The sequence below is a fragment of the Pseudoalteromonas sp. BSi20311 genome, from assembly GCF_000239875.1.
In the GTDB taxonomy this organism is placed as follows: domain Bacteria; phylum Pseudomonadota; class Gammaproteobacteria; order Enterobacterales; family Alteromonadaceae; genus Pseudoalteromonas.
Genome location: NZ_BADU01000154.1, coordinates 21,704 through 46,492, shown reverse-complemented (window position 1 = coordinate 46,492; position 24,789 = coordinate 21,704). Strand labels below are relative to the sequence as shown.

Sequence of the window (24,789 nt, the reverse complement as noted above, 5' to 3'; positions counted from 1 at the left end):
ACCATGGACTTTAACTTATCTGAAGATCAACAAGCTTTTGCGCAAACGGCGCGCCAATTCGCAGAATCTGAACTAGCACCACATGCAGCTAAGTGGGATCGCGAACATATTTTCCCAAAAGACACAATAAAAGCCGCTGGTGAGCTTGGTTTTTGTGGCTTATACACGCCTGAAGAAGCCGGTGGCTTAGGTTTATCTCGTTTAGATTCAAGCATTATTTTTGAGCAACTTGCACTGGGTTGTACAGCAACTACGGCTATGCTGACCATTCATAATATGGCAACCTGGATGATCGCAAGCTTTGGCACCGATGCGGTAAAAGACAAATACGTTGAGCAATTGGTAATGGGTGAATTACTGGCATCGTACTGTTTAACTGAGCCAGGCTCTGGCTCTGATGCTGCGTCATTAAAAACTAAAGCAGTTCGTGATGGTGATGAGTATGTTATTAACGGCTCAAAAATGTTTATTTCAGGCGCCGGTGAAACAGAAATTTTAGTAGTAATGGCTCGTACTGGGGCTGATGGCCCAAGTGGCATTTCAGCGTTTGTTGTACCAGCAGATGCCAAAGGTATTGAGTACGGCAAAGCAGAAGAAAAAATGGGTTGGAATGCCCAGCCAACACGCTTAATCAGTTTTGAAGATGTACGAATTCCAGCAGCAAACTTGTTAGGCGCTGAGGGCGAAGGCTTTAAGTTTGCCATGCAAGGTTTAGATGGCGGCCGTATTAATATTGCAACTTGCTCTATTGGTACTGCACAAGCTGCACTTAATACCGCACGTGAGTATTTAAAAGAGCGTACCCAATTTGGTAAGCCATTGGCTGCGTTTCAAGCGCTACAATTTAAAATTGCCGATATGAATACCGAGCTTGTAGCAGCGCGCCAAATGGTACGACTCGCGGCGTTTAAACTTGATACTAACGACAGTGAAAAAACTACTTATTGTGCTATGGCTAAACGCTTTGCAACCGATGTTGGTTTTACTGTGTGTAACGATGCGCTGCAAATTCATGGGGGCTACGGTTACATTAAAGAGTACCCACTTGAACGCCACGTACGCGATGTACGTGTTCATCAAATTTTAGAAGGCACTAACGAAATTATGCGCGTGATTATTGCGCGTCGTATCTTAGCCGAATCAGCCAGCGAAGTTTTATAAGGAGATTAGTATGTCAAATCCTAGCATTGAGTTAACTATTGAAGGCCATGTAGCTATTTTAACTATGTCGAATCCGCCAGCGAATACCTGGACGAAAGACACCTTAGTAGCGCTTAAAGACACAGTTAATCAGCTCAACACCAATAAAAATATTTATGCATTAGTACTGACTGGTGAAGGCGAAAAGTTTTTTAGCGCCGGTGCCGACCTAAATGTATTTGCAGGTGGCGATAAAGGTGTAGCTGCAGATATGTCATGTGTATTTGGTGAAGCGTTTGAAGCGTTAACTAATTTTAGAGGCGTGTCGGTTGCAGCCATTAATGGCTATGCAATGGGTGGCGGGCTTGAAGTAGCGCTTGCTTGCGACATTCGTATTGCAGAAGAGCAAGCACAAATGGCATTGCCTGAAGCAAAAGTGGGTTTATTACCCTGTGCTGGTGGAACGCAAAACTTAGCATGGCTAGTGGGTGAAGGCTGGGCAAAACGCATGATTTTATGCGGTGAGCGCTTAAAAGCCGATAAAGCCCTACAAATTGGCTTAGTGGAAGAAGTGGTTGCACAAGGTGAAAGCTTTGCAGCAGCACTAAAACTAGCTAACCAAGTGGCAGAGCAAAGCCCATCGTCGGTTGCTGCATGTAAAACATTGATTCAAAAAGGGCGTCATCAACCAATGGCGAATGCATTGCCACTGGAGCGAGAGCTGTTTGTTGGTTTATTTGATACCGAAGATCAGCAAGAGGGCGTGAACGCCTTTTTAGAAAAACGCAAAGCTAATTGGGTGAATGGCTAATGAGTGAATTAACCCGTTTAAATTCAGCTGATGCTGCCGTGGTATTCGAAACGGCAACCACAGACAATGGCCGACTCATTGGTTTTGCTACGCTTAACGCGCCGAAGTCATTAAACGCGTTAAATTTTGAGATGATCAGCTTACTTGAGCCACAACTACAGCAATGGGACAAAGACGATAACATTGCATTAGTGGTTCTTAAAGGTGCTGGTGAAAAAGCATTTTGTGCCGGTGGCGATGTAGTGAGCTTACACAAAGCAATGAGTGAGGGTAAACCGAGCTCACTGGTTGAAGAGTTTTTTACTCAAGAGTATCAACTCGATTACCTTATACATTGCTATAACAAACCCATTTTAGTCTGGGGTAACGGTATTGTAATGGGCGGCGGTTTAGGTTTAATGGCCGGTGCCAGTCATCGTGTTGTTACCGAAACATCACGCATTGCCATGCCAGAGCAAACCATTGGGCTTTACCCTGATGTAGGTGGCAGTTATTTTTTACATAAAATGCCCGCCCATGTTGGTTTGTTTTTAGGGCTGACCTCAGCATCTATAAATTGTGAAGACGCTAAGCTTGTATCGCTTGCCGATCACTTTATAAATGCCGATAAATACCCAGAGCTTGTTGAAACGTTACTCAATACTAAATGGGGTAAAACAGCAAGTTTAAACCACGACAAGCTAAGTAACTTGCTTATTGAGTTAGATAACAACTCTAGCCGTATGCCAAGAGGTAATTTAAAAGCAAACTTATCGCTAATTCAAAAGTTAGGCGAGTTTGACACGTTACAGCAGCAGGTCGATTACATTTTAAATCTAACCACAGATGACAAATGGCTACAACGTGCACAAAAATCGTTGGCGCATGGTTGTCCATTAAGTTGTGCTTTAGTGAGTGAGCAGCTTAAACACAGCAAAGGCAAAAACTTAGCTGAGTGTTTTAAAATGGAATTAGGTATGTCGGTTCGTGCTGGCGAAGTGGGCGAGTTTCAAGAAGGTGTACGAGCCTTACTAATCGATAAAGACGGTACGCCACAGTGGCAGTTTAAAACCTTAGCTAATGTGCCAAGCGAAGTAGTAGAGAGCTTTTTTGTAAATCGCTTTGGCGAGCAACATCCGCTAGAGCCGTACTTTTCACAACTAAATTTACAAGGGTAAAGCGATGAGTAAACTTAATATAGGATTTATTGGTTTAGGAAACATGGGCGGCCCAATGGCAGCAAACTTAGTTAAAGCTGGCCACAGTGTGCGCGTGTTTGACTTAAGTGCAGAGGCCGTTAAAGATCTTGTGAATCATGGGGCTAGTGCGGCGCAAAGCGCAAGTGACTGTGCGCACGAGGCTGATGTGCTAATTAGCATGCTACCGGCAAGCAAACATGTTAAATCACTTTATTTAGGCACAGACGAGCAATCGGGTTTAATTAAAGTACTGAGTAAAAGTACCTTAGTGATTGATTGTTCAACCATAGATGCACAATCGGCTCGTGATGTAGGCCATGCCCTTGGCGAGCAAGGCATTGCGTTTGTTGATGCACCGGTATCGGGTGGTGTAGCAGGGGCAACGGCAGGAACGCTGACCTTTATTGTTGGTGGTGAGCAAACTGCATTCGATAAAGCGAATTCTGTATTAGTCGATATGGGTAAAAACATATTCCATGCTGGTGATATTGGTGCAGGGCAAGTTGCTAAAATATGTAACAATATGCTGTTGAGTATTTTAATGGCGGGTACCAGTGAAGCTATTCAAATGGGGATTAATAACGGCCTCGACGCAAAAGTACTCAGCGACATAATGAGCGCAAGTTCGGGTCGTAACTGGACGTTAGAACTTTATAACCCCTGCCCAGGTGTTATGGAAACCGCACCAGCTAGTAACGACTATAAACCTGGCTTTATGGTCGATTTAATGGCTAAAGACTTAGGCCTTGCTATGGAAGCAGCGCAACAAAGTAATTCACTGACGCCAATGGGCTCAATGGCTAAAAATTTATACACTATGATGCAGCACCAAGGTGCAGGCAGTGATGATTTTAGTGCCATTTTTAAATTGTTTTCGAAGTAGGAAAGTATCGTGGAAATAAAAAATAATACCGTAGTTATTACCGGTGGCGCACAAGGCTTAGGTTTTGCAATGGCGCAAAAGTTTGCCTTAATGGGCGCTAATATTGCCTTAATTGATATGGCGCAAGCCCAATTAAATGAAGCAACCGAGCAACTATCTGCATTAGCAGGCGTAACAGGCACTATTAAAGGCTACAGCGCTAATGTAACCGTTGAGAGCGAAGTTGAAGACGTATTTAATACCATTAACAGTGACTTTGGTCACATTGGGGTATTAATTAATAACGCCGGCATTTTACGCGATGGCATGTTTATAAAAGCCAAAGACGGCAAAGTGGTTAAAAAAATGTCGCTTGATCAATTTCAATCAGTGATTGACGTTAACCTAACAGGCGTATTTTTAGCAGGGCGCGAAGCGGCAAGCCACATGATTGAATCAGGCAAAGGCGGCGTAATTGTAAATATGTCGAGCGTAGCGCGTGCGGGTAATATTGGCCAAACTAACTATGCCGCCTCAAAAGCGGGTGTTGTGGCACTCACCACTACATGGGCTAAAGAGCTTGGCCGCTTTGGTATCCGCGTTGGCGCCATTGCCCCAGGTGTTATTAGCACCGCGATGACCGATGTAATGAAGCCAGAAGCCAAACAGCGCATGCTTGCTGTAACACCAGTAGGACGGTTAGGTGAAACCGCTGAAATAGCCCATACTGCTCAGTATATTATCGAAAACGACTTTTTCACTGGCCGTGTAGTAGAGATAGACGGCGGCATACGTTTATAACTTGTCAGCTCTAATTTACTTATTGAAAGCACAGCTCTTTGAGCTGTGCTTTTTTGTTTTAAATCGGAGAGTTATAATTTAATCATGGTTAGAAACAGAGATTTCATAAACGATATTTAACTTAAAAAGGAGTGCTGTATATATAAACAGTAAGTGGTGTTTTGTCTAATAACATTATTAAAAGTCGTTTTGGTGTATTTTAACAACGATAATTTTATAACTTGCGTAATAACTTGTTTACATTGAAGTTATTTAGTGGAATTATTGAGCAATGTAATATACGCCGTTTTGGGGTGCTATAACTCCCCAAAGTGGTGTTCAATAACCTGTTAGAGCACCAGTAATCAAGCATGGATGAACATATGAAGTTTGGTGAAATTTGGGACAAATTCGAATTATACATAATGTCACTTTGGTTTCTTTTTTTCTTAATCATTGTGATCACAGTAGATATTCCTATGTGCTTTGGTGATAACTGCCAATTCGTAGGGTTTTGGGACGTTATTAAAAAGAACATAGTTCCTGCTATTTCTTTGCTGTTGGTTTTATTTGGGGTTATTTTTTATTACCGCTTTGATTACAGGGTTTCAGGTAGTAAAAAATTACCTGTTGAAATTGTAGATATAGAAGATCTGAATTACGAGCACCTTACATTTCTAACCACTTATATAATCCCTTTAATCTGCTTTAACCTGACAAGTACAAGATATTTGATAGCTTTAGCGTTTTTGTTAATTGTCATCGGTATTATTTATGTAAAAACTGATAAGTTTTATGCCAACCCGACTCTTGCTGTTTTAGGATTTAGGTTATACAAAGTTACGATTAAAACAAGAACCGGTATAAAAGAAAATATTGTTGTAATAACAAAAGACAGGTTGAGTGAGCTTGATCAATTAAAAACCCTAGATTTAGATGACAAAGTATATTTTGCGAGGAAAGTCGAATGACTATTGAAAACTTAAAGGAAGAAATTTCATCGGTTATAACAGCGAAAGGATGTTCTGCTGAATTTTTCTTTCTTTTAGATGGCGATGAAGGCATGTGTGTTAAATCTGTTGATATTAATGAAGCAGATCAGACAAAATTGGCAGAAATGTTTACGGAGTCATTGAGTAGTAATATTCTCCTTAATGATGATCTGTCACTTATTCCAATATCAAGTGCAGATGATCGAAAAAATGCTTTATACGAATATGATTTAGATGATATCCCAGATGAACTTTCGAACTTAAAAAAAATAATTGAAAGTGAAAAATTTGATCCTTTCTCATTTAGTGATGACTCATTAAAGCAACTTGAAGGTGTGCTTATTCTAATTGGTAATCAAGACGTTCAACTTGCCATTTATAAACATCACTACCCAATAACATTATTACAAAAAGATAGTGGCTTTAGCCTTACTAAAATGCGAGGCTCAAATAGGTTTCAGAAACTAGATCAAGATATTCTTAAAATTGATCCTAAGTTTCAGTTTATTAAATTGAATGGTAAATATTATATCCTCGATATAAAAGCATTAGAGAGGTTTTTCGGTTTCCATGATGCCATTAAAAACATTGCTACACAGGGTGTAGAGAATATTAAATCATCTGATTTAGTAATGGATTGTGGTGTGTTTGAATCTCGTCTTGATGATATAACCTTTTCAAGAAAGTTAGTTAAATCGGCTAGCCAATCACCTGTTTTATCAGTAATACCTAACCGTGAAATACTATCCTTTACAAATACTCACCCAGCATTAAAAGGTAAGTTTAAATATAGTACCGATGGCTCGCAATTCGATTTAAAAACTAAAAAGTCTCAAAACTTATTTCTTAAACTATTAAACGACGATTTTTTACAATCTGAATTAACGAAGAAATACTATGAGAGCGTTGCAAAAGATAATATTGAAGAAGCTGCTGAAAATGCAGCGTAATGGTGCTCTAACAAGTTGCTTAAACGGACAAAAAACAGCTGGCTTTTGCTCGTCCCTCGCTTATTTTAGCCAGCTATTTTATTGCTGCTTAGCAAGGCGTTAGCAATACAACAAACGGGGTTTCGCAAAATGAAGAGTCTACAAAAACTAGCTGGTATCGCAGCAATTTTCCAAGGGCTTATTTACATAGCAGCCTTTGTGTATTTTGGGGCTTTTTGGTCATATCCGGTTGATGGTAGTCCAGTCGAAAAAATGACTTACATGGCAGAAAATCAACTTCTATTTTCAATGATCTATTTTCTAATGTACGTGGTGTTTGGCATTTTTCTGGCCATACTCGTTATTGGTATGTATGAGAGGCTTAAACATAAAGTTAATCCCTTAATTGCTATTGGATCTCTATTCGGGGGCATTTGGGTCGGTCTGGTGATTGCAAGTGGAATGATTTCGAATATCGGGCTTGATCATGCAATCGATCTGATGGATGCAAATCCAGAAAAAGCTCTTGATATGTGGATAATCGTTTCAGTGATAACAGAAAGTATAGGTGGTGGAAATGAATTAGTTGGCGGACTTTGGGTTTTATTGATTAGCGTAGCAGCTATACAAGAGGGCAGATTACCCCGGTCACTTAACTATCTCGGATATTTTGTAGGCATAGCGGGCATTGCAACGATTTATCCTGACAAACTATTTACTGAAATATTTGGCGTATCACAAATTGTTTGGTTTATTTGGTTGGGTATATGTTTACTAACCGAGGAAAATGCTAACAAATCAATCCAGCAGACCGCTAACGCGTCGGCTGATTGAGGCGTTGTACGAACAAGGAATTGATAAATGCGGTTAACTTTTTTTACTACTTCTGTTAGTCAATTTTGGCTGCCTTGCCTCATCTTGCATCGTCACCGATGAAATGCGCGAGAAGTTCCAAGCATGGTGAACCAAATGGGTTAAATCTTGACTTTAGGCATCATAAGAGCCAATTCTTCAAGCTTTGGCTAGTCTAAATCACTCGTCGTTCTCGATACTCTTTCATTTGCTGCTGTTTATTATTTTTAAAACACGTTAATTGTTTAAAACCGTAACTTAAGGTTGTCGTTTTTTTGCCTACTATTTAAGTTTATTTTAAGCTTGCTCAGTTATTGTAACTAATACTTAAATTCCAGAATCATTAAACCATTGAACTGACTTAGTAACTCATTTTATGTTTCAGATCATTAAACTGTGAGTGATTAAAGGTTAGCCTGTAAACATGTACTCATACGCATAAGTGAGCTTTTAACTTTAATGCGTTTATTAGGAGGTATTATGAATTTTAAAAATACAGATACTCATTACAATACACTTTCTGTTGCTTTGCATTGGTTGATGTTTATTTTAATTGTGACTGTGTACGGTAGTATTGAACTTCGCGAATTATTTGATAAAGGCACTGAAACGCGTGATGCCTTTAAAATGTGGCACTTTATGTTGGGTTTATCGGTGCTAGCTTTAGTTAGTGTGAGGGTAGTTGCGCGTTTAGTGGGTGGCGCAGCACCTGCTATACAACCTGAGCCTGCAAAGTGGCAAAATAAATTAGCTACATTTGTTCATATTGCGCTGTATGTGTTTATGTTTGCTATGCCTATAGCTGGTTGGCTAATTTTGAGTTTAGCAGGTAAACCTGTGCCATTTTTTGGTTTAGAGCTGCCTCCATTGGCAAGTGAAAACAAAGAGCTTGGTAAAACCATTAAAGAAATACACGAAACAGCGGGCGAAGTTGGTTATTACGTAATAGGCTTACATGCAGCGGCTGCATTATTTCATCATTACATTTTGGCTGATAATACGGTATCGCGAATGCGTTTGCCTAAATAATAAAAGTTAACAGTAAAAAGGGAGACAGAGTCTCCCTTTTTTAATGTTTAATACTTTTAAATCCAATTCTAAACCCACCCCAATGTTTACCGTTTACATATATTGGCACCGATAGATCATGCAATATCTCGCCGGTATCGCGCTTATAGGTTTGTAATAAAAAGCTCTCTGTATGGCTACCGCAGCGAATGCCTGTGGGGTCATTAAAAATTCGCTTAGTGCGATTATTAATTAAATCTTGTTCGTAGTTGCCGCTAAGAGGCTGACTAAAACGTTTATTATGCGTTGGAAAATACCCTTTTTTATCCACAGCGCCAGCAAATATTATCTCTTTATTATCAAGTATGGGCTCTTGGATTGCTGGCAATGTTTGATCGCATAGTGCGTCGTAATGAGTGGAATATTTGGGCGGCTTAGTATTAGCAATAGGTGTATAGCTTTGGCTAAACAGTTGCTGCTGCGTAATTTTATTACTGGCTATCCACTGGGTAAAGCATTCACTAATTTTTTTACTCGCTTTTGTGGCTTCTTCTAATATGGGTTTGAAAAACGCATCATGCTCTATGCTGTCAAGTTCTCTAAAAATTAACTCTGATCCCAATGACAGTGATGAAGCCTGCTGCGCTATCGAACCGCTCTTAGTGGTTACCTCACCGAGTAAATGGCTAATGCTAGTTACTGAGCTATTAATTTGTGTGGTTGCTTGCTGAAATGTGGCAACACCTTGATGCATGCTCTCTAGTGCCGCAGATGATGAGCCAATATCTTGATTAATAGCAATGAACGATTCAGTGACGGTTTCAAGCTCAGACTTTACTGTGGCACTGTTTTGGGATACTTGTTTCATATCGTCATTGGTTTTTATGCTGTTAGCATTAATTTGAGTGAGCATATCGGCAATTTGCTTAGTGGCGTCGTTGGTTTTATTTGCAAGGTTACGCACTTCATCGGCAACAACTGCAAAGCCACGACCTTGTTCACCTGCGCGTGCGGCTTCAATAGCCGCATTTAACGCCAGTAAATTGGTTTGCTCTGCAATATTTTGAATAACTTGGGTAATGCTCTGTATATCGTTTGCGCCTTTTAATAAAATATCGAGTTGTAAGGCAACGTTATCAATTGAGTCGCCCAGTGACTCTATTTGTTTGGTTGCTGTTTGTAAGCGACTATCGGCAGTGCTAGATGCTTGGGCGGTTTGAAGCATTGCTTGGTTTATGGTGGTCATGTTGTCGCTGAGCTCAGTGCTATTATGAGATAGCGCTTGGGTTGCAAGCCCCACCGTTTCGCTTTCTTTATAACAGGCGTCTATTTCTTTAGATAAGCTATCAACATAAAACGATACTTCAGCAGCCCCTATGGCATTTTGCGAGGTGGCTTTTGTAATGTTTTGCGCAATTTTATTGGTGAAGCTTTGTTTAGGCGCTGAGTCGTGGTTATGAGTTGTTTTTGAAGTGGCAGGCTTTATATAAAAGAAACCAGACAACAGCACTATAATTGCTGAGGCAATGGCGGAGAGCTGTTCAAAATAAAAAAGAAAACAAATAGATAAATAAAAAATACTATAGAGCAGGTAGGTTATTTTCATTCCTTTGACCTCGTTACTGTTTGATTTTTTATCTTTGCCTATAAATTAAACAAAATCAAATAATAAAACCCATTTAACGTTTTATTTTATGATGCTTTAGTTATAAAACAACCCAGCTAAAATGTAAAAAGCGCCAAAACAGTAAACCATTTTGGCGCTTTTAATTAATCAAATTAATGATGATTAGTTAGCTAATAACCATTCGCTTAGTAAACGTACACCAAAACCTGTACCACCAGGTGAAAGCTCATCTTTGCCTTTTTTCACTAATGCATTACCAGCGATGTCGATATGTACCCAACGGGTTTCACCAGCAAAATGCTCTAAGAAAGTAGCGGCTGTGGTTGCACCAGGGCCACCTGAACCTACATTTGTTATATCAGCAATGTCAGACTTCAACATATCTTTATAACCTAACGGTAAACGCCATAGGTTTTCGTTTACTTGTTTACCTGCAAGGGTAAGTTGCGATACTAGCGTGTCATCATCAGAGAATACCGCTGCGTATTCATTACCAACAGCACGAATTTTAGAACCCGTTAAGGTTGCAACATCAATCATGATCTCTGGCTTGTAGTGCTCACGTGCATACCACATTGCATCACTTAATACTAAGCGGCCTTCGGCGTCGGTATTTAAAATTTCTACGCTTAAGCCTTCAGCTGTACGAACAACATCGCCCGGCGCTACAGCAAACTGCGACACCATATTAGCTGCCATGCCCATAACAGCTACTACGTTTTTATCGGCTTTAGCTAACGCCATTGCTTTTACAGTACCAAGTACTGCAGCAGCACCGGCCATGTCTGATTTCATACGTGCGATAGACGCACCGGTTTTAATGCTGTAACCACCTGAGTCAAACGTAATACCTTTACCAACAAGGGCAATAGGGGCATCGTCAGAGCCTTTATAATGAGCTACCACTAAACGTGCACCTTGCTGGCTACCTCTACCTACAGCTTCTAATGCGCCCATGCCTAGCTCTTTTAGCTCTTTTGGCTCTAATACTTTGATAGTAACACCTAACGAAGCTAATTCTTTTGCTGCATTGGCAAAATCAACCGGCGTCATTTCGGTAGCCACTTCTGAGGTTAAATCGCGTGCTAAAAATACACCTGCTTGAATACTCTCTAATTGGCTGTAAAGCTTGCGAGTTTGCTTGGTGTTATCAACATCAAACGTATAGCTAACAGTTTCAGTGTTTGGCTCTTTTTTGTAGTTTTCAAAACGGTGATCGCGTAAATTTGCACCGTGGGCAAAATTAGCAGCAAGCGCAGCATTATCATTTGCGCCAGTTACATCATCAAAAATAACACTGGCAGTGCCTACTTTAGCTTTAACTAGGCGAGCATGAATATTACCGCCTAACTTAGCCGCTTTTGCTTTATTTAATTCGTCTGCTTTACCTGTACCTACAACCAAAATACGGCTGTAGTTACTTTTACTAGGCGCGACAAGTTGCGTGACTTTTGCGTAATCGCCAGTGAAGTTTTCAATATCGATAACACGTTGTAATTGGCCATCGAATTGTTTATCAAGTGATTTAAATTGGCTGTTGTTGCCATCTTGGCTATAAAATACAACCAGCGTGTTTGCATCGTTGTCTACTTTTGTAGAAAAGTTAAAGTCTGCTGCTTGTGCATTAATACACATACCCAGTGCAAGCGCGATTGAAGAGGCTTTTATAATACGTTTCATTTTTTAACCTAAGAATAATTTAAAGGGGTGTTTTACCCTATTTAGGCTGTTATGGGTAAGTAGGATACGGTGAAACCGCAAATATCAGCGATATACGTCAAAATCATTAGTAAATAATATAAGTTTTGTAAGTCAATAGTGACCTTAAAGGTTTAATAAAAATAACGGCCGCGTTACTATCAAACATAAAGGCATTACGCAGCTTTTAACCACCAACCTAGAGAATCTGCATTGAAAGCAAAAGAAATTCGCAACTTTTATATTAACGAAGAACAGTCTGTTTATTTGTTATCGCACCGTGATGCTAAAAAGCATCGCCAATGGCTTAACATTTGTATTAAACAGCTAACACTACTTGGCTATAAAAATGTTGAAATGATTGGTTCGGGTGCGTTTGGCTTTGTATTTGCGGGTGATGATGAACATGGCCTGCCTTGGGTGTTTAAATTTTCAAGAATAACGCTGGCGCAAAGTGTACGAGACCGCCTTGAAGACGAAGCGTATATGCTGTCTCAAATTGATAATCCGCTAATACCAAAATTTTATGGTTTTGAGCGAATAAAAAAACAGGGCATTTTGATGATGGCTCGTGCAATAGGTGAAGATCTTGAAAAAGTATCACTTAAGCAAGGGCGGCTATCTGCTGCAAAAATAATGAACTTAGCGGTAAAATTGAGAAATGTGTTGCTTGATTTACGTCATCATAAAAACGGATTAAGCCCACAACCTATTGTGCATGGCGATATTAAACCCTCTAACTTGGTTTGGGATGAAAATGCCAAGCAGCTTTCATTGGTTGATTGGGGTAGTTCGGTATATGCCCAAGTAGATGAACAAGGCAACCCAATTGCCAGTAATTTTATGGATTTAATGTCGGGTGATTTAAGCACTACTAACGCGCGAATGGGTGATGTGTATTTTATTGGTGATGCGCAAATGTCTGGTGAAAAGTCATCCCCTCGTTTTGATGAGCAGGGGGTTGCATCAACTTTGTATGCACTTGCATCGGCTCAGTCTTGTCGATTTGGTGCTCAGGCTATTCCGGCCAGTAGTTTAATGCTCCCTAAAGAGCTGGCGAATGTAATTGACGGCATGCTTTCAAAAGAGCGTAGTGTAAGGGATAAAGCCGGCGACTATTTTATGCGTAACATAGAAGCTATGGCAAAAGCATTTTTACCAGAGCTACCAAAGCAAGACACTAAAGCACGCATTCCTTTTTGGTTTAGCCAAGATCCTGAGCCCGAAACCGTTGTATATAGTTCCCGAAAACAGTTTTTACGCCAAGCCGACCATAAACAGCAATTGTTAGATGTAAACGATGCTCAGTTAGATAGGTATTACAAAGAATTTTTGTTTGATACTGGGGATACCGAAAAAGCGTTTTTATCGTCAATTAGTCGCTTAGCGAAATACCCAGTAGTAGGGGGGCTGAGTTTTCATTGGAAAGATGATTCTTTGTATGTTGAGTCATCACTTATTATGCACGATGAAGCTTTAGCAACCGCGTTTACTGATGCGGTAAATAATACTGTAATGCTGGCACAAGCGATTAGTCAAAAGGGCTTATTTAAGTGTTGTTTATTTGATGCCCGTAAAACGATTCAGCTAGAACGCGATGGCACCGGTGCGTTTAAATTTAACCAGTTACCTGAGCTTGACTATGAAGTGGTTAATGTAAAAGCCAGCGATGTAACCCGTCCACACTCATATTTTGAAGATGGTAAAGATCCCGATGAACAACTGCAACTGCCTAAAAAGGTGATTAAATGTGTATTTGAGCTAAACCAGATACATCATACGGGTTGTATTATTTTTGAAGCACTACCAGATAGGATGAAGATTCACCATTACTATCGATTACTCGATGCTAGCAAAGAAGTTGAATTTAAACGTTTGCTAAATAAACTCATGCAGTACGCGGTTAATATAACTGATGTGGGGGTAGCTGGTTTTATGAAGTTGCCGTATAAAAATACTCGCGAGTTTAGTTTATGCGAGCAGCAACCCAGCAATTATTATCCTAAAAATCCAAAACAACTACTTAATTAATAAATCACTCGCTGAGGCTGGTGGCTTAACAATAGAAAGAAAAAATAGAAAGTTAAATGGCAAAATCTAAACCACAAATTACATTAGAAAGTTACGGTATATATACCAACTGGGACAAAGCTGACAAAGCGTTACCACAAATCACGCAATTCACCACAAAGGTAACCGCGTGTATTGATGTGGAATTTGGCCTAATAGTAAATATCAAAAAAGCCAAAGGCGAAAAGCTACATTATTGTATTTATCACCCCGGTATTATAGATGCCGATGGCGAAGTGATGCTGCCTTTTGAGGGGAATGTATACGTTAAAGATAACGATTGGTCGTTTTATTTAGGCGACACCGTGTGGGAGCCTATAGAAGATAAAATAGGTAACTGGCGTATGACCTTATCATTAGCAGGAAAAGTTATTGCGGATAAAACATTTAATCTAACTAATGAACAGACCAAAACAGAAGATGATTTTTGGAAACACCGAGGCTATTAATTTCCTCAATAAACAAAAAAAGCTAACAATAAAGTTAGCTCTTTTATGAAATTAGCTTAGTTACCCCAAGGGTTACTTGAATTTGAACGCTGTTTACGAGTACGGGCACGTTGCTTGGCTGCTTTTTTCTCTTGAATACGCTTAGCATCAGAAAAACTTAACTCGCATGGTTCACCCGGTTTGTCACCTTCAGGGATAATACGGTCGCGTGGCGGTAGTTCGTATTGTACGTCATCTGGACGAGGTAAGTTTTTTAGGCGATACAAATAGAAATTATCTACTTTTTGTTGTGCCCACTCAGTTTTACGTAAAAATTTAACCGCAGATTTAATGTCAGGATTATTTTTAAAGCAGTTGAGTTGTAAGTAGGCATGTAGGAGTTCCCACCCATATTGCTCAACCAGTTCTTCAACCACTTGCTCTAATTTAACGCCTTGCAGTGGGTTATTACTGAAAAGTTCTTGGTTGCTCATAGGTGTTCTCTCGTTATTAAAAATACGGCCAGTATTATAAATTTAATAACGAGAGTTTAATAGCAAAAAAGCTTAACTTTGACAATTAACCACAACACGACCACGAATTTGCCCCTGCATTAGCTGTTCGGCATTTTCAATAACCTGATCAAGTGTGATTTCGGTCGAAATCTTATCTAAGTAATCGCTACTAACTAGGGATGCTAAACGATCCCATGCTTCAACACGATCCGCTTTAGGACGCATTACGCTATCAATACCCATCAAAGAAATACCACGTAAAATAAATGGCGCCACAGACGCTGGCAAATCCATACCTTGTGCAAGCCCACAAGCTGTTACTACACCACCGTATTTAAGTGAGGCACAAATATTAGCAAGTGTGTGACTACCTACCGAATCAATTGCAGCAGCAAAGCGTTCTTTTTGTAGTGGTTTACCTGAGTTTGAAAACTCGTTCCTATCAATTACATTAGTTGCACCTAATGATTTTAAATAGTCAGCTTGTTCCATGCGACCTGTTGCTGCGGTTACTTGATAACCTAGCTGGCTTAGTAAATAAATAGCAAAACTGCCTACGCCACCATTGGCACCGGTGACTAACACTTCACCTGAGTCAGGGGTGATCCCTTGTTTTTCAAGGGCAATCACGCTCAACATTGCTGTGTAACCCGCGGTGCCAATTTGCATAGCTTGTTTAGCAGATAAGTTAGCGGGTAGGGGAATTAACCAATCGCTGCTAAGAGCCGCTTTTTGGGCTAGGCCACCCCAGTGTTTTTCGCCAACACCAAAGCCATTTAAAATAACCTTATCGCCAGCTTTAAATTCTTCACTGTCGCTGTTGGTAACTGTCCCCACTAAATCAATGCCAGGTACCATAGGAAAGCTGCGAACTACAGGACCTTTGCCAGTAATGGCTAAGCCATCTTTGTAATTTAGGGTACTGTACAGTACGTCAATTAATACATTTTCGTTTGGTAAATCGTCACTGTTTATGCTGCTTAAAGTGGCACTGTAGTTGTCGTCTTGCTTATCTATAACAATAGCTTTAATAGAATTGCTCATTAGATTTCCTTTTAGACCGATCGTCTTTAAATTAGTAATAAAAAATGCATTAACAAGGGTCTGATGACCTTTGTAGATTAAAATTTGTTCAAACTAGGGACGGTTTAATTGCGGCGCGAGGTTTGTAACCTAGTGGGCTAAGTCAAAACCGAGCAACAAAGAGTAAATCGCCCCTAGGCAGAACCCAAAGGACAGCGCCTGTTTGGCATTGATGCTGCGTTATCGCCTATTTATGGGGAATAACCACACCACATAGGCTCTGCCTTGCCTAAATACCAAACAGACTGCTGCAAATTTAACCTTGAAAGATCAACAGACCCTAAGTAATGCGCGTAAAAACATTTCTGTATACAAAGTCAGTGGTTTGCTTGATTGTGTTAGTTTAGCTCGCATTACAGCGCCTTCCCAACCAATCCAAAAATATTCACTCATTTGTGTAGTATCAATATCAGCTTTGATAGAGTGTTGCTGTTGAGCCAAGTCTAAGCACTGTGTTAACTGTGCTTGCCAGGCATTGTAGCTTTGCATCAAACGGGCGTTAAATTCGTCACTTAAATGATTGAGTTCTTGGTTTAAATTTCCTACCAAACAACCGCGTTTGTAATCATACTTTTGCATTCCGGCAATAGCACTTTGAGTAAAGTTAACAATGCGCTCTAGGGGCGGTACTTCAGGTTGTTCTAAATAAAACTTAAGTTTAGCTATAAAAAACGCGTCGTACGCATCAACCAGAGCTAAGCCAAATGCTTCTTTACTTTTAAAGTAATGATAAAACGAGCCCTTAGGAACTTTAGCTTTTTTTAATATGGTGTCGAGCCCTGTGGCACTAAAGCCAAACTCAGTTAGGGTTTCTAATCCCACACGCAAAAGCAACGCTTTAGTATCTGCGTTGTCTCTGGCTATTTTAGGTGGGCGGCCACGCCTAGTTGTAACTGCTGATATTTTGTTCATGGCTTATATTAGACCGATCGGTTTTAATTAATCAAGTGTTTATTTGCAATATTCTTAAAACAACGATGTTGGTTTATTTTTCGATTACAAATTAATTGGGAACTTAGACTAATTTATCGCGTCATATAAATGGTACATAAGTACAAAACCAAAAATTTTTGAGGTGTATGTTTTAGCCATTTTATTGCTGCGATTAAACAATAAATCACGCAATAAAAGTTTTTTAATGTTAATTCATTTTTGCATCAGCAGCTTAGTTAAAGTCAAACAAATTAATTGCTTTTACAGTTTGAATTAAACATTTTTATTAGCTATTTATTAAATGTAGATGAAATTAATGCTACAAAAATATAAATATAAAGGTGAGGATTTTACCGATGAAGAGACAGAAAAGAGATCGTTTAGAAAGAGCTCATTCTCAAGGTTTTAAAGCTGGTTTAGCTGGTCGCTCAAAAGAGCACTGCCCTTATCAACAAGTTGATCCTAAGTCTGAGTGGCTTGGTGGTTGGCGCGAGGCAATAGAAAATCGCAATATGTATAAAACATAAACTCATAACTAATTAAAGCAAAAAGGCCTCCAAATGGAGGCCTTTTTGCTACGTGTTTTAAACTTAAAACGCGCTGGTATCTTGGAACAAGCCTACCTTTAAATCTTTTGCTTCGTAGATAACGCGGCCATCTACTTCTACGGTGCCATCAGCCATACCCATAAACAATTTACGCTTAATTACGCGTTTCATGTCTAGACGGTAGGTTACTTTTTTAGCCGTTGGCAATATTTGACCGGTAAATTTAACTTCACCCACACCTAATGCACGACCAAGACCAGGACCACCAGACCAACCTAAGAAAAAGCCTACAAGTTGCCACATAGCATCTAAGCCTAAACAACCCGGCATTACAGGGTCGCCTTTAAAGTGGCAGTCGAAAAACCAAAGGCTAGGGTCGATATCTAGCTCTGCAATTATTTGACCTTTACCATGTTCACCACCGTCATCGGTAATTGAAATGATACGATCCATCATTAACATGTTGTCACTTGGCAAACGACAGTTTCCTTCACCAAACATTTCACCTTGACCACAAAGGATCAAATCTTCTTTTGTATAGCTATTTTTAGGTTCCATAACACTTTATCTTTGCTTAGAAATTGCCCCGTACTTTAGCGTACACTTGTACGCTAAACAACTCGGAGCAGTTAAAAAATGGTTTAATTATAAGCAATCAGTTAATGCAACTGATTTTAGTATGATTAAACCGCGCAATTACTAACAGAAATCATTATAATTAGGGCTGACTTTTAATCAGTTTAAAGGAAATTTATGACCCTTTTTGTTAACTCACTCACTGTGATTGATTTTTCTTACTTATGCAATAAACGCGGTGCAGTTGGCGAAAGTTGGATTGTTGATTTGACTTTACATGGCAAACTAAACGAAGAGTCTATGGTGTTAGACTTTGGCTTAGTTAAAAAGCAAATTAAAGGCATTATTGATGAGTGTATTGATCACCGTTTAGCTGTTCCTAACAACATAAACGGCAGCATTAACGAATTTGCTGATCACAAAACATTAGATTGTACATTTGCTGATAACAAGCACCTTGCAATGAGCGCGCCACATCAAGCATATTGTTTAATAGATACTGATGAAATTACCGTTGAATCAGTGACAGAGTATTTGGTTGCCACCATACTGCCACAGCTTCCTGATAATATTGAAAAAATCGAATTGGTGTTAAAGCCTGAGCACAATCAGAGTTTTTATTACCACTATAGTCATGGCCTTAAAAAGCATGATGGTAATTGCCAGCGTATTATTCATGGTCATCGCTCACAAATTGGTATAAGCCTAGGCGGTATTTCTATGCCTCGTTTGCAAAAACAGTGGGCTGATAAGTGGCGTGATATTTACTTAGCAACTAGTGAAGATCAAATTACCGCTTCTGAATTAAAACATATCACAGCTAAAAATGATGATGTTTGTTTTGCGTATACTGCAGCGCAAGGTTATTTTGAAATGGCCATTAGTGAATCGCGTTGCGACATTTTACCGATTGATACCACGGTAGAATGCATTGCTGACTACATTGCCAGCCAAGTGAAATTAGAGCACCCAGAAAAAGACGTTAAAATTACCGCCTACGAAGGCGTTGGTAAGGGGTCGATTAGTTATGCTTAAAACCTTATTAGTTTCGGCGTTAATCGTATCAACTAGCTTTAGTGCTATGGCGCTTGAGCTAAAAGGGCACTTAACTCAAGGCGGACTAGTAACAGGGCAATTAGAAAACGCTAAGTCGGTGAGCCTTAATGGTAAGTTGTTAAAGCTTGCAGACAGTGGCTTATTTGTATTTGGTTTTGGCCGAGATGCAAAACCTGTGCATACATTAAGCTGGGTAGATAACAGCGGTAAAAGCCACAGCCAAGATTTAGTTATAACTATTCGCGATTACAATATAGATAAAATTACTGGTGTTGCTAAAAAATACGTATCGCCACCAAAAGCGGTGAGTGAACGCATTAGCCGTGAAGCCGTTGCCGTAAGAAAGGCTCGCGCTGTTAACTCTGATTTAGAATACTTTTTACAACCAGTACTTAGGCCTGCAAAAGGGCGTATTTCAGGTGTGTATGGTAGCCAACGTTACTTTAATGGCGAACCTCGCAGGCCTCATTTTGGTTTAGATATAGCAAACAAAACAGGTTCACCTGTGTATGCGCCGATCAGCGGTACCGTAGTATTTGCAGAACCCGATTTATATTACTCAGGTGGCACATTAATTTTAGATCATGGTCATGGGGTTACCTCTACTTATATTCATTTAAGCAAGCTTGATGTAAAAGTAGGGCAGAAAATTGAACAAGGTACAAAGGTGGCTGAAATAGGTGCTACTGGCCGTGTAACTGGCCCGCATTTAGATTGGCGATTTAATTGGCAAGGCGAACGCCTTGACCCTGCATTATTAATGCAAGACACATTAGCAAACAAAAAGTAGAGATTATGACTCAAGTAGAGCGCGAAGCCATTATTGCGCAGCGTATAAAAGATTCAACCACCTCGGTGACAAAAGCAGTATTTCCTGGGCGTACTAACCATCATAATACGTTATTTGGTGGTGATGCATTAGCATGGATGGATGAGGTTGCTTTTATAGCTGCCACCCGTTTTTGTCGTAAACCATTGGTAACTATTTCATCAGATAGAGTAGATTTTAAAGAGGCTATTCCGGCAGGTTCATTTGCCGAATTAATCTCAAAAGTGTCGCATGTTGGTAATACCAGCTTAAAGGTAGATGTTGAAATATTTTTAGAAACCATGCACAAAGATAATAAGCATTCTGCCATTACAGGCAGCTTTACCTTTGTTGCTGTTGATGATAACCACAGGCCAACACCTGTCGTGTGTGACAAAATGCTGCATGGTTTTGAGTTATAACACCTAACAGTAAAAATAATATAAGCACCATGATTGGTGCTTATATTATTAACCATAAAGAACACATCATACTGTATTTATCTAATGGCCAACTTAGCAATTGAATATAATAAAAAGTATTAGTTTTTCAATAAGGAGGGCGTATTAAAGTAGTAAATGAGACTAATAAAAAGGCGTGCAATGCACGCCTTTACATAATTATAAAACCATAGCGGCTATCCAGCCAAACACCAATAGCGGAATATTAAAGTGAATAAAGGTTGGCACAACCGAATCCCATATATGGTCATGTTGTCCGTCAGCATTAAGTCCTGATGTTGGCCCTAATGTAGAATCAGACGCAGGGGAGCCGGCATCACCTAATGCGCCAGCAGTACCAACAAGTGCAGCGGTTGCCATAACCGAAAAGTTTAGCTCTAAACATAAAGGCACAAACAAGGTGGCAATAATAGGCACCGTTGAAAACGAGCTGCCAATTCCCATCGTTATGAATAAGCCGACTAATAAAATAACAGCGGCTGCTATGGGTTTATTACCATCAAAAATAGCGGCGCTACTGTGAACTAAGCTGGCTACGTGCCCAGTTTCTTTCATGACCGCGGCAAAACCTTGTGCTGAGATCATAATAAAACCAATCATGGCCATCATTGTCACGCCTTTACTAAATACGTCGCCGTTTTCTTCCCACTTAACCACACCGAATACACTAAATATAACCACACCAACTAGGCCGCCTAATATCATAGAGCCACTGGCATTTTGAGCAATTAACGACGCAACAACAGCAAATAAACCAACCATCATTACTTTTTTGGGGTTAGCAATTTCTGTTTGTTTACTCTCAACGGTAAGGGCGGTATTTGTATATTCTCGGCGTTTTCTATAAGTAATAAACAGCGCAATTAACAACCCCACGAACATGCCAATAGCAGGAATAATCATTGCCAAAGGTACGCTGGTATTGACTATTTCAAGGCCATTATCCACTAGGTTTTTATGTAATATAGAGTATAAATAAATTCCACCAAACCCATAAGGGAGTACCATATACGAGGTGGCTAAACCAAAGGTTAAAATACAAGCAATAGCGCGTCTGTCTAATCGCAATTTGTTAAACACCACTAATAGCGGCGGAATTAGAATAGGAATAAACGCAATATGAACAGGGACTAAATTTTGTGAAGAAATAGCACAAATCAAAATAATAAACAGGATAAAATAGCTGAGCAGGGTTTCACTCGAACCTGTTTGTGCATTAACTTTAGCTAATAACTTCGCAGCTAAAATACGTGTTAGGCCTGACTTAGAAATTGCGACGGCAAATGCGCCTAACATAGCATAACTGAGCGCTATTTCTGCACCTGACGATAATCCTGAATTAAACGCATCAATGCTTTCTTTCAATCCCATGCCAGCGGTTAATCCAGCAACCAGTGCACTTATTGTCATTGCAACAATCACATTTACACGGACTAAAGTGAGTCCCAGCATTAAAATAACGCCAATAATAACTGCGTTCATAGATTTCTCTGTTTTATAGATTTAATTAATTTTATCAGATCTTTAGCCTGATTTTTATGTTCTTTGGTAAATGGTTGCCTCGCATAGCGTACTTGCTCAAATAAGTGACAAAAGGCGGTTATTTGTTGCTCTGCATAGGGGGCATGTTGACTAATGTGCAGTAAAGTTTGAACTGGCGGGGCATTTTCAGGGTAGTTTATAGCCTGCTTATTAGCCCATTTTAGTAGTTGATAGTACTCGTTTACCAGGGGAGGTTGTTTGGTGGTAACCTTGGGGCGGTTTATATAAATAAAATAAGCGCTAAAACTTAAAATTAAAACAATAATAACCCCTAGCGGTACTAACCAAATATAAGTGTTACCAAATAGGGCCGCTAATAAATCTTGTTGTTTGTTTTTATCAAACCCCAGCACCCAACTAGACCATTGGTAATCTAGGTTTTCTAATTCAAGGCGTAGCCAGTTTATGGCAGCATAATTACTTAAGCTAACTAAACCAAAATTAATATTATTTTTAAATTCGTCATTTAATGCTGCACTTTGCGATAAAGAACCATTTAGTCGTTCGGGGGCTACAACCGCTGTTGCATCAAATATTTTCCAGCCTGCATTAGTATAAACCTCAACCCAAGCATGCGCATCGTATTGACGAACAGTAATATAGTCATTGCTTTGATTGTACTCGCCGCCTAAATATCCGCTGATTACCCGTACTGGTAAACCAGCACTTCTAAAAATAAAGGCTGCTGCACTAGCGTAATGACCACAAAAACCGCGCTTATTGTTAAACATAAATTGATCAAGGGTATCATCGCCGCGCATAGGTGTTGGTGTAAGAGTATAGCTGAAATTATTTTGCGAAAAATAATCTAGCAGTTTATTAAAAAGCTCATCGGCGCTAGCACTACTGTTTTTTAATTGTTGCGCCAGCTGATAACTTCTTGGGTTATTACTCACTGAAAGCGTTTTATAAAAACGCTGCTCTACACTATTAAGTTTTTTACTAGATAATGGTTTAGTACTAACGGAATATTGCAACACTTTGGATTTATATTGTTTTTTACGCAGTAAACCCACTGAATTGGAAATTACATTTTCATTGTCACTGTTGGCATAGCCAATCCCATATAACCAATCAGCCATTGCTGGCTCAGCAATTATTGAGTATTGAGTGCTATTTTCATTGCTGCTATTTTGGGTTGGCAACATCATTGCTTGCTTTAAAAATGAAGATGTTTTCCAAGCTTTACCGTCAAATTCATCATGTACAATAGCGCGCCAGTAATAAGGGGTAGAGGGTGAGTTATCATCAAACTTAGCTCTAAACACCAATTCATCAGAGTTTGATAATTTAGCTATATCAAATGGGTCTACTTGTTCAGATAGGCCTGTTTGCGCCATTTTTGGCCCAGGTAATTGCCAAAATGCAGGGAGTTTTGGTAAAAATAATAAGAGCACAACAGCCAAAGGAAAAGCCAGCAGCATTATTTTAGCGCTTTGTTTCGATGACAGTTTTAAACTATGACTCGATTCGAGCAAACCCAGTACCGCAAAGTTTAAAACATACAGTGTGCTAATAATTAAAGTAGTAAAAATAGTTTGGCTAAACAAATACACTGCTGAAAGTGAAAAGAATGTGAGGGTGATGATCAATTGATAATGCTGCTTTGTTTTTGCCTGTAGTAATTTAAAAACGCATGACAGCAAAAGCATGGCAACAAACAGTACCACGGTATCTTTAAAGCCAATACTGCTAAGCATAATAATTAATGCTATTGCAGCGAGTCCGTTTGCGAGCCACGCATTGGGCTTTTGTTTGTATTTAAGGGTTAAAAAAATATTCCAGCCACATAACATGCTAAGCATAATAATAAAGGGCAGGGGCAAGTGCTCTATAAAAAAACTCACTAACCCTAAGTAAATAAATGACAGAGAAAAATTTATAACGCGTTGATTTTTGATCTTATTCATAATCAGTGTCTACACTACTTAAGGCTTGTAAACAGCGTTGCTGATGAAAATTACCGGAGCCATTTTCTATGACCATATTAGGCAATTTCAACGAGTAATTAATGTCGCTTTCAAACGCTTGGCATACTAGGTAACACAATTGCCCTAAGCGTTGCTCGGTATCGCCAGTCATTAAATTAAAGTCAAATTGTGTCTCGGCAGATTTAAAATCACTAAATTGCTTTACTAATAATTGCTGAGTTTTTGCGTAGTGTTTCCACGAAACTCGCTGCAACCCCATTTCAGGCAAATGAGTAATTAAACTTTCAAACTCGTCATCGCCTTGGTGTTTTTCAGCTCCTTCATCATCATTAGCAGTCATTTGGCTTAATTGTTGATTAAGCGTTTTAATAATTGATGGGTAAACATAAACCGCATGACTAGGTTGAATATAACTCCATACACTAACCAAACCAAATGGATAATTGCTGGCAATTTTTATTGGTTTTAGTGAATAGCGTCCGCGCTTTAAATAAGGTAATGATAACTGGCATTGTATAGCGTCGGTTTTAACACTCTCTATATAGCAGGTGTGTTCAAAATTATTTGGATAACTTAAAGTAATTGACTGACATATGTCGTTTGCTTTTATTTGCCACACTAATTGGGGTGGCTGAGGTGCATAACTCTCAATGGCATATTTAAAGCTAACAGTTAATCCTTTTGCGTTGCTGTAACCTAACAACAAGGCAAAAATAATAATCACAAACATTAAGTACGCCATAAACAGAATTAAATTATTTTGATAATTAATTCCCATTACAAAGTTTAATAGCGCAACTATCGTAAAATATACACCCAGTGTGGAAGGCAAAACATAAGTAGTATTATGCGTTAAAGTGATGCTATTTTTTTTGTGCTTATTTTTTAATAAGGCCGTTAAAATTGCACTTTTTATAGCATGGATAAAAGTAGGGCGTTTTATTTTAAAAATACCCATTGT

Annotated in this window: 24 protein-coding genes; 15 read left to right on the top strand and 9 right to left on the bottom strand. The window is 39.3% G+C overall.

Features of this window, described 5'->3' with window-relative positions; translation table 11 throughout:
* The first annotated feature begins 3 nt into the window (after positions 1-3).
* From P20311_RS15700 to P20311_RS15660, 9 genes are all read left to right on the top strand, one after another.
* On the top strand, positions 4-1,161 hold the full coding sequence (locus P20311_RS15700) for an acyl-CoA dehydrogenase family protein (protein ID WP_008114688.1): 1,158 nt from the start codon (positions 4-6) through the stop codon (positions 1,159-1,161).
* Between the two features lie 10 nt (positions 1,162-1,171).
* Positions 1,172-1,951: an enoyl-CoA hydratase gene (locus tag P20311_RS15695; protein ID WP_008114687.1), complete on the top strand. Its 780-nt coding sequence runs from the start codon at positions 1,172-1,174 to the stop codon at positions 1,949-1,951.
* Entirely contained in the window at positions 1,951-3,108 is a 1,158-nt protein-coding gene (locus tag P20311_RS15690; protein ID WP_008114686.1) for an enoyl-CoA hydratase/isomerase family protein, read from the top strand. The genes P20311_RS15695 and P20311_RS15690 overlap by 1 nt, the downstream gene beginning before the upstream one ends.
* Before the next feature lie 4 nt (positions 3,109-3,112).
* Positions 3,113-4,012, top strand: a complete 900-nt coding sequence (gene mmsB, locus P20311_RS15685; protein WP_008114684.1) for a 3-hydroxyisobutyrate dehydrogenase — start codon at positions 3,113-3,115, stop codon at positions 4,010-4,012.
* 9 nt (positions 4,013-4,021) lie between these two features.
* Complete coding sequence (locus P20311_RS15680) at positions 4,022-4,792, top strand: SDR family oxidoreductase (RefSeq protein WP_008114682.1); 771 nt, start codon at positions 4,022-4,024, stop codon at positions 4,790-4,792.
* A 362-nt stretch (positions 4,793-5,154) separates the two neighbouring features.
* Positions 5,155-5,742 carry an anti-phage protein KwaA gene (kwaA, locus tag P20311_RS15675; protein ID WP_008114680.1) on the top strand — a complete coding sequence of 196 codons (588 nt, stop codon included), beginning with the start codon at positions 5,155-5,157 and terminating at the stop codon, positions 5,740-5,742.
* Entirely contained in the window at positions 5,739-6,713 is a 975-nt protein-coding gene (gene kwaB / locus P20311_RS15670) for an anti-phage protein KwaB (RefSeq protein ID WP_008114677.1), read from the top strand. Before kwaA ends, kwaB begins: the two co-directional genes overlap by 4 nt.
* Before the next feature lie 129 nt (positions 6,714-6,842).
* Positions 6,843-7,526: a DUF4386 family protein gene (locus P20311_RS15665; protein WP_008114675.1), complete on the top strand. Its 684-nt coding sequence runs from the start codon at positions 6,843-6,845 to the stop codon at positions 7,524-7,526.
* 498 nt (positions 7,527-8,024) lie between these two features.
* Positions 8,025-8,573: a cytochrome b gene (locus P20311_RS15660; RefSeq protein WP_008114672.1), complete on the top strand. Its 549-nt coding sequence runs from the start codon at positions 8,025-8,027 to the stop codon at positions 8,571-8,573.
* A gap of 40 nt (positions 8,574-8,613) precedes the next feature.
* Here the strand turns inward: P20311_RS15660 and P20311_RS15655 are convergent, their stop codons facing one another.
* Together P20311_RS15655 and P20311_RS15650 are read right to left on the bottom strand one after the other, a co-directional pair.
* Positions 8,614-10,158 carry a methyl-accepting chemotaxis protein gene (locus P20311_RS15655; RefSeq protein ID WP_008114671.1) on the bottom strand — a complete coding sequence of 515 codons (1,545 nt, stop codon included), beginning with the start codon at positions 10,156-10,158 and terminating at the stop codon, positions 8,614-8,616.
* A gap of 183 nt (positions 10,159-10,341) precedes the next feature.
* A complete protein-coding gene (locus P20311_RS15650; protein ID WP_008114669.1) occupies positions 10,342-11,859 on the bottom strand; it encodes a leucyl aminopeptidase in 1,518 nt (505 codons plus the stop codon).
* A 231-nt stretch (positions 11,860-12,090) separates the two neighbouring features.
* On the opposite strand from P20311_RS15650, the gene P20311_RS15645 reads away from it, so the two are divergent.
* A complete protein-coding gene (locus P20311_RS15645) occupies positions 12,091-13,908 on the top strand; it encodes a phosphotransferase (RefSeq protein WP_008114667.1) in 1,818 nt (605 codons plus the stop codon).
* Positions 13,909-13,964: 56 nt separating this feature from the next.
* Positions 13,965-14,396: a DUF3859 domain-containing protein gene (locus P20311_RS15640; protein ID WP_008114666.1), complete on the top strand. Its 432-nt coding sequence runs from the start codon at positions 13,965-13,967 to the stop codon at positions 14,394-14,396.
* A 56-nt stretch (positions 14,397-14,452) separates the two neighbouring features.
* Here the strand turns inward: P20311_RS15640 and P20311_RS15635 are convergent, their stop codons facing one another.
* The 3 genes from P20311_RS15635 to P20311_RS15625 form a co-directional block, all read right to left on the bottom strand.
* Positions 14,453-14,869: a VF530 family DNA-binding protein gene (locus P20311_RS15635; RefSeq protein WP_008114664.1), complete on the bottom strand. Its 417-nt coding sequence runs from the start codon at positions 14,867-14,869 to the stop codon at positions 14,453-14,455.
* A 72-nt stretch (positions 14,870-14,941) separates the two neighbouring features.
* Entirely contained in the window at positions 14,942-15,934 is a 993-nt protein-coding gene (locus tag P20311_RS15630) for an MDR family oxidoreductase (protein WP_008114662.1), read from the bottom strand.
* 309 nt (positions 15,935-16,243) lie between these two features.
* A complete protein-coding gene (locus P20311_RS15625; RefSeq protein ID WP_008114660.1) occupies positions 16,244-16,885 on the bottom strand; it encodes a TetR/AcrR family transcriptional regulator in 642 nt (213 codons plus the stop codon).
* Between the two features lie 377 nt (positions 16,886-17,262).
* Here P20311_RS15625 and rmf point away from each other — a divergent pair, with 377 nt between their 5' ends.
* On the top strand, positions 17,263-17,433 hold the full coding sequence (gene rmf / locus P20311_RS15620) for a ribosome modulation factor (protein WP_008114656.1): 171 nt from the start codon (positions 17,263-17,265) through the stop codon (positions 17,431-17,433).
* Between the two features lie 63 nt (positions 17,434-17,496).
* Here the strand turns inward: rmf and fabA are convergent, their stop codons facing one another.
* Positions 17,497-18,012 carry a bifunctional 3-hydroxydecanoyl-ACP dehydratase/trans-2-decenoyl-ACP isomerase gene (gene fabA / locus P20311_RS15615; protein WP_008114654.1) on the bottom strand — a complete coding sequence of 172 codons (516 nt, stop codon included), beginning with the start codon at positions 18,010-18,012 and terminating at the stop codon, positions 17,497-17,499.
* 195 nt (positions 18,013-18,207) lie between these two features.
* Here fabA and P20311_RS15610 point away from each other — a divergent pair, with 195 nt between their 5' ends.
* From P20311_RS15610 to P20311_RS15600, 3 genes are read left to right on the top strand one after another with little or no spacing between them, the layout of a single operon-like run.
* A complete protein-coding gene (locus tag P20311_RS15610) occupies positions 18,208-19,065 on the top strand; it encodes a 6-carboxytetrahydropterin synthase (protein WP_008114652.1) in 858 nt (285 codons plus the stop codon).
* The gene (locus tag P20311_RS15605; protein ID WP_008114651.1) at positions 19,058-19,876 is read left to right on the top strand and encodes a M23 family metallopeptidase; all 819 of its coding nucleotides are present in this window, start codon (positions 19,058-19,060) and stop codon (positions 19,874-19,876) included. Before P20311_RS15610 ends, P20311_RS15605 begins: the two co-directional genes overlap by 8 nt.
* 5 nt (positions 19,877-19,881) lie before the next feature.
* A complete protein-coding gene (locus P20311_RS15600; RefSeq protein ID WP_008114650.1) occupies positions 19,882-20,316 on the top strand; it encodes an acyl-CoA thioesterase in 435 nt (144 codons plus the stop codon).
* Between the two features lie 198 nt (positions 20,317-20,514).
* Here P20311_RS15600 and P20311_RS15595 read toward each other — a convergent pair whose 3' ends face one another.
* The 3 genes from P20311_RS15595 to P20311_RS15585 are packed head-to-tail and all read right to left on the bottom strand — an operon-like array spanning position 20,515 to position 24,786.
* Positions 20,515-21,837, bottom strand: coding sequence for a Na+/H+ antiporter family protein (locus P20311_RS15595; protein ID WP_008114649.1), 1,323 nt, complete (start codon positions 21,835-21,837; stop codon positions 20,515-20,517).
* Positions 21,834-23,807: a DUF3488 and transglutaminase-like domain-containing protein gene (locus tag P20311_RS15590; RefSeq protein WP_008114648.1), complete on the bottom strand. Its 1,974-nt coding sequence runs from the start codon at positions 23,805-23,807 to the stop codon at positions 21,834-21,836. Before P20311_RS15590 ends, P20311_RS15595 begins: the two co-directional genes overlap by 4 nt.
* Positions 23,800-24,786: a DUF58 domain-containing protein gene (locus P20311_RS15585; RefSeq protein ID WP_008114647.1), complete on the bottom strand. Its 987-nt coding sequence runs from the start codon at positions 24,784-24,786 to the stop codon at positions 23,800-23,802. The genes P20311_RS15590 and P20311_RS15585 overlap by 8 nt, the downstream gene beginning before the upstream one ends.
* Between the last annotated feature and the right edge of the window lie 3 nt (positions 24,787-24,789).

Excerpts from the sequence above, each read along its gene's own strand:
- P20311_RS15700 (WP_008114688.1), top strand. The coding sequence starts at position 4 with ATGGACTTTAACTTATCTGAAGATCAACAAGCTTTTGCGCAAACGGCG.
- P20311_RS15695 (WP_008114687.1), top strand. The coding sequence starts at position 1,172 with ATGTCAAATCCTAGCATTGAGTTAACTATTGAAGGCCATGTAGCTATT.
- P20311_RS15690 (WP_008114686.1), top strand. The coding sequence starts at position 1,951 with ATGAGTGAATTAACCCGTTTAAATTCAGCTGATGCTGCCGTGGTATTC.
- mmsB (WP_008114684.1), top strand. The coding sequence starts at position 3,113 with ATGAGTAAACTTAATATAGGATTTATTGGTTTAGGAAACATGGGCGGC.
- kwaA (WP_008114680.1), top strand. The coding sequence starts at position 5,155 with ATGAAGTTTGGTGAAATTTGGGACAAATTCGAATTATACATAATGTCA.
- kwaB (WP_008114677.1), top strand. The coding sequence starts at position 5,739 with ATGACTATTGAAAACTTAAAGGAAGAAATTTCATCGGTTATAACAGCG.
- P20311_RS15665 (WP_008114675.1), top strand. The coding sequence starts at position 6,843 with ATGAAGAGTCTACAAAAACTAGCTGGTATCGCAGCAATTTTCCAAGGG.
- P20311_RS15660 (WP_008114672.1), top strand. The coding sequence starts at position 8,025 with ATGAATTTTAAAAATACAGATACTCATTACAATACACTTTCTGTTGCT.
- P20311_RS15655 (WP_008114671.1), bottom strand. The coding sequence starts at position 10,158 with ATGAAAATAACCTACCTGCTCTATAGTATTTTTTATTTATCTATTTGT.
- P20311_RS15650 (WP_008114669.1), bottom strand. The coding sequence starts at position 11,859 with ATGAAACGTATTATAAAAGCCTCTTCAATCGCGCTTGCACTGGGTATG.
- P20311_RS15640 (WP_008114666.1), top strand. The coding sequence starts at position 13,965 with ATGGCAAAATCTAAACCACAAATTACATTAGAAAGTTACGGTATATAT.
- P20311_RS15635 (WP_008114664.1), bottom strand. The coding sequence starts at position 14,869 with ATGAGCAACCAAGAACTTTTCAGTAATAACCCACTGCAAGGCGTTAAA.
- P20311_RS15630 (WP_008114662.1), bottom strand. The coding sequence starts at position 15,934 with ATGAGCAATTCTATTAAAGCTATTGTTATAGATAAGCAAGACGACAAC.
- P20311_RS15625 (WP_008114660.1), bottom strand. The coding sequence starts at position 16,885 with ATGAACAAAATATCAGCAGTTACAACTAGGCGTGGCCGCCCACCTAAA.
- rmf (WP_008114656.1), top strand. The coding sequence starts at position 17,263 with ATGAAGAGACAGAAAAGAGATCGTTTAGAAAGAGCTCATTCTCAAGGT.
- fabA (WP_008114654.1), bottom strand. The coding sequence starts at position 18,012 with ATGGAACCTAAAAATAGCTATACAAAAGAAGATTTGATCCTTTGTGGT.
- P20311_RS15610 (WP_008114652.1), top strand. The coding sequence starts at position 18,208 with ATGACCCTTTTTGTTAACTCACTCACTGTGATTGATTTTTCTTACTTA.
- P20311_RS15605 (WP_008114651.1), top strand. The coding sequence starts at position 19,058 with ATGCTTAAAACCTTATTAGTTTCGGCGTTAATCGTATCAACTAGCTTT.
- P20311_RS15600 (WP_008114650.1), top strand. The coding sequence starts at position 19,882 with ATGACTCAAGTAGAGCGCGAAGCCATTATTGCGCAGCGTATAAAAGAT.
- P20311_RS15595 (WP_008114649.1), bottom strand. The coding sequence starts at position 21,837 with ATGAACGCAGTTATTATTGGCGTTATTTTAATGCTGGGACTCACTTTA.
- P20311_RS15590 (WP_008114648.1), bottom strand. The coding sequence starts at position 23,807 with ATGAATAAGATCAAAAATCAACGCGTTATAAATTTTTCTCTGTCATTT.
- P20311_RS15585 (WP_008114647.1), bottom strand. The coding sequence starts at position 24,786 with ATGGGTATTTTTAAAATAAAACGCCCTACTTTTATCCATGCTATAAAA.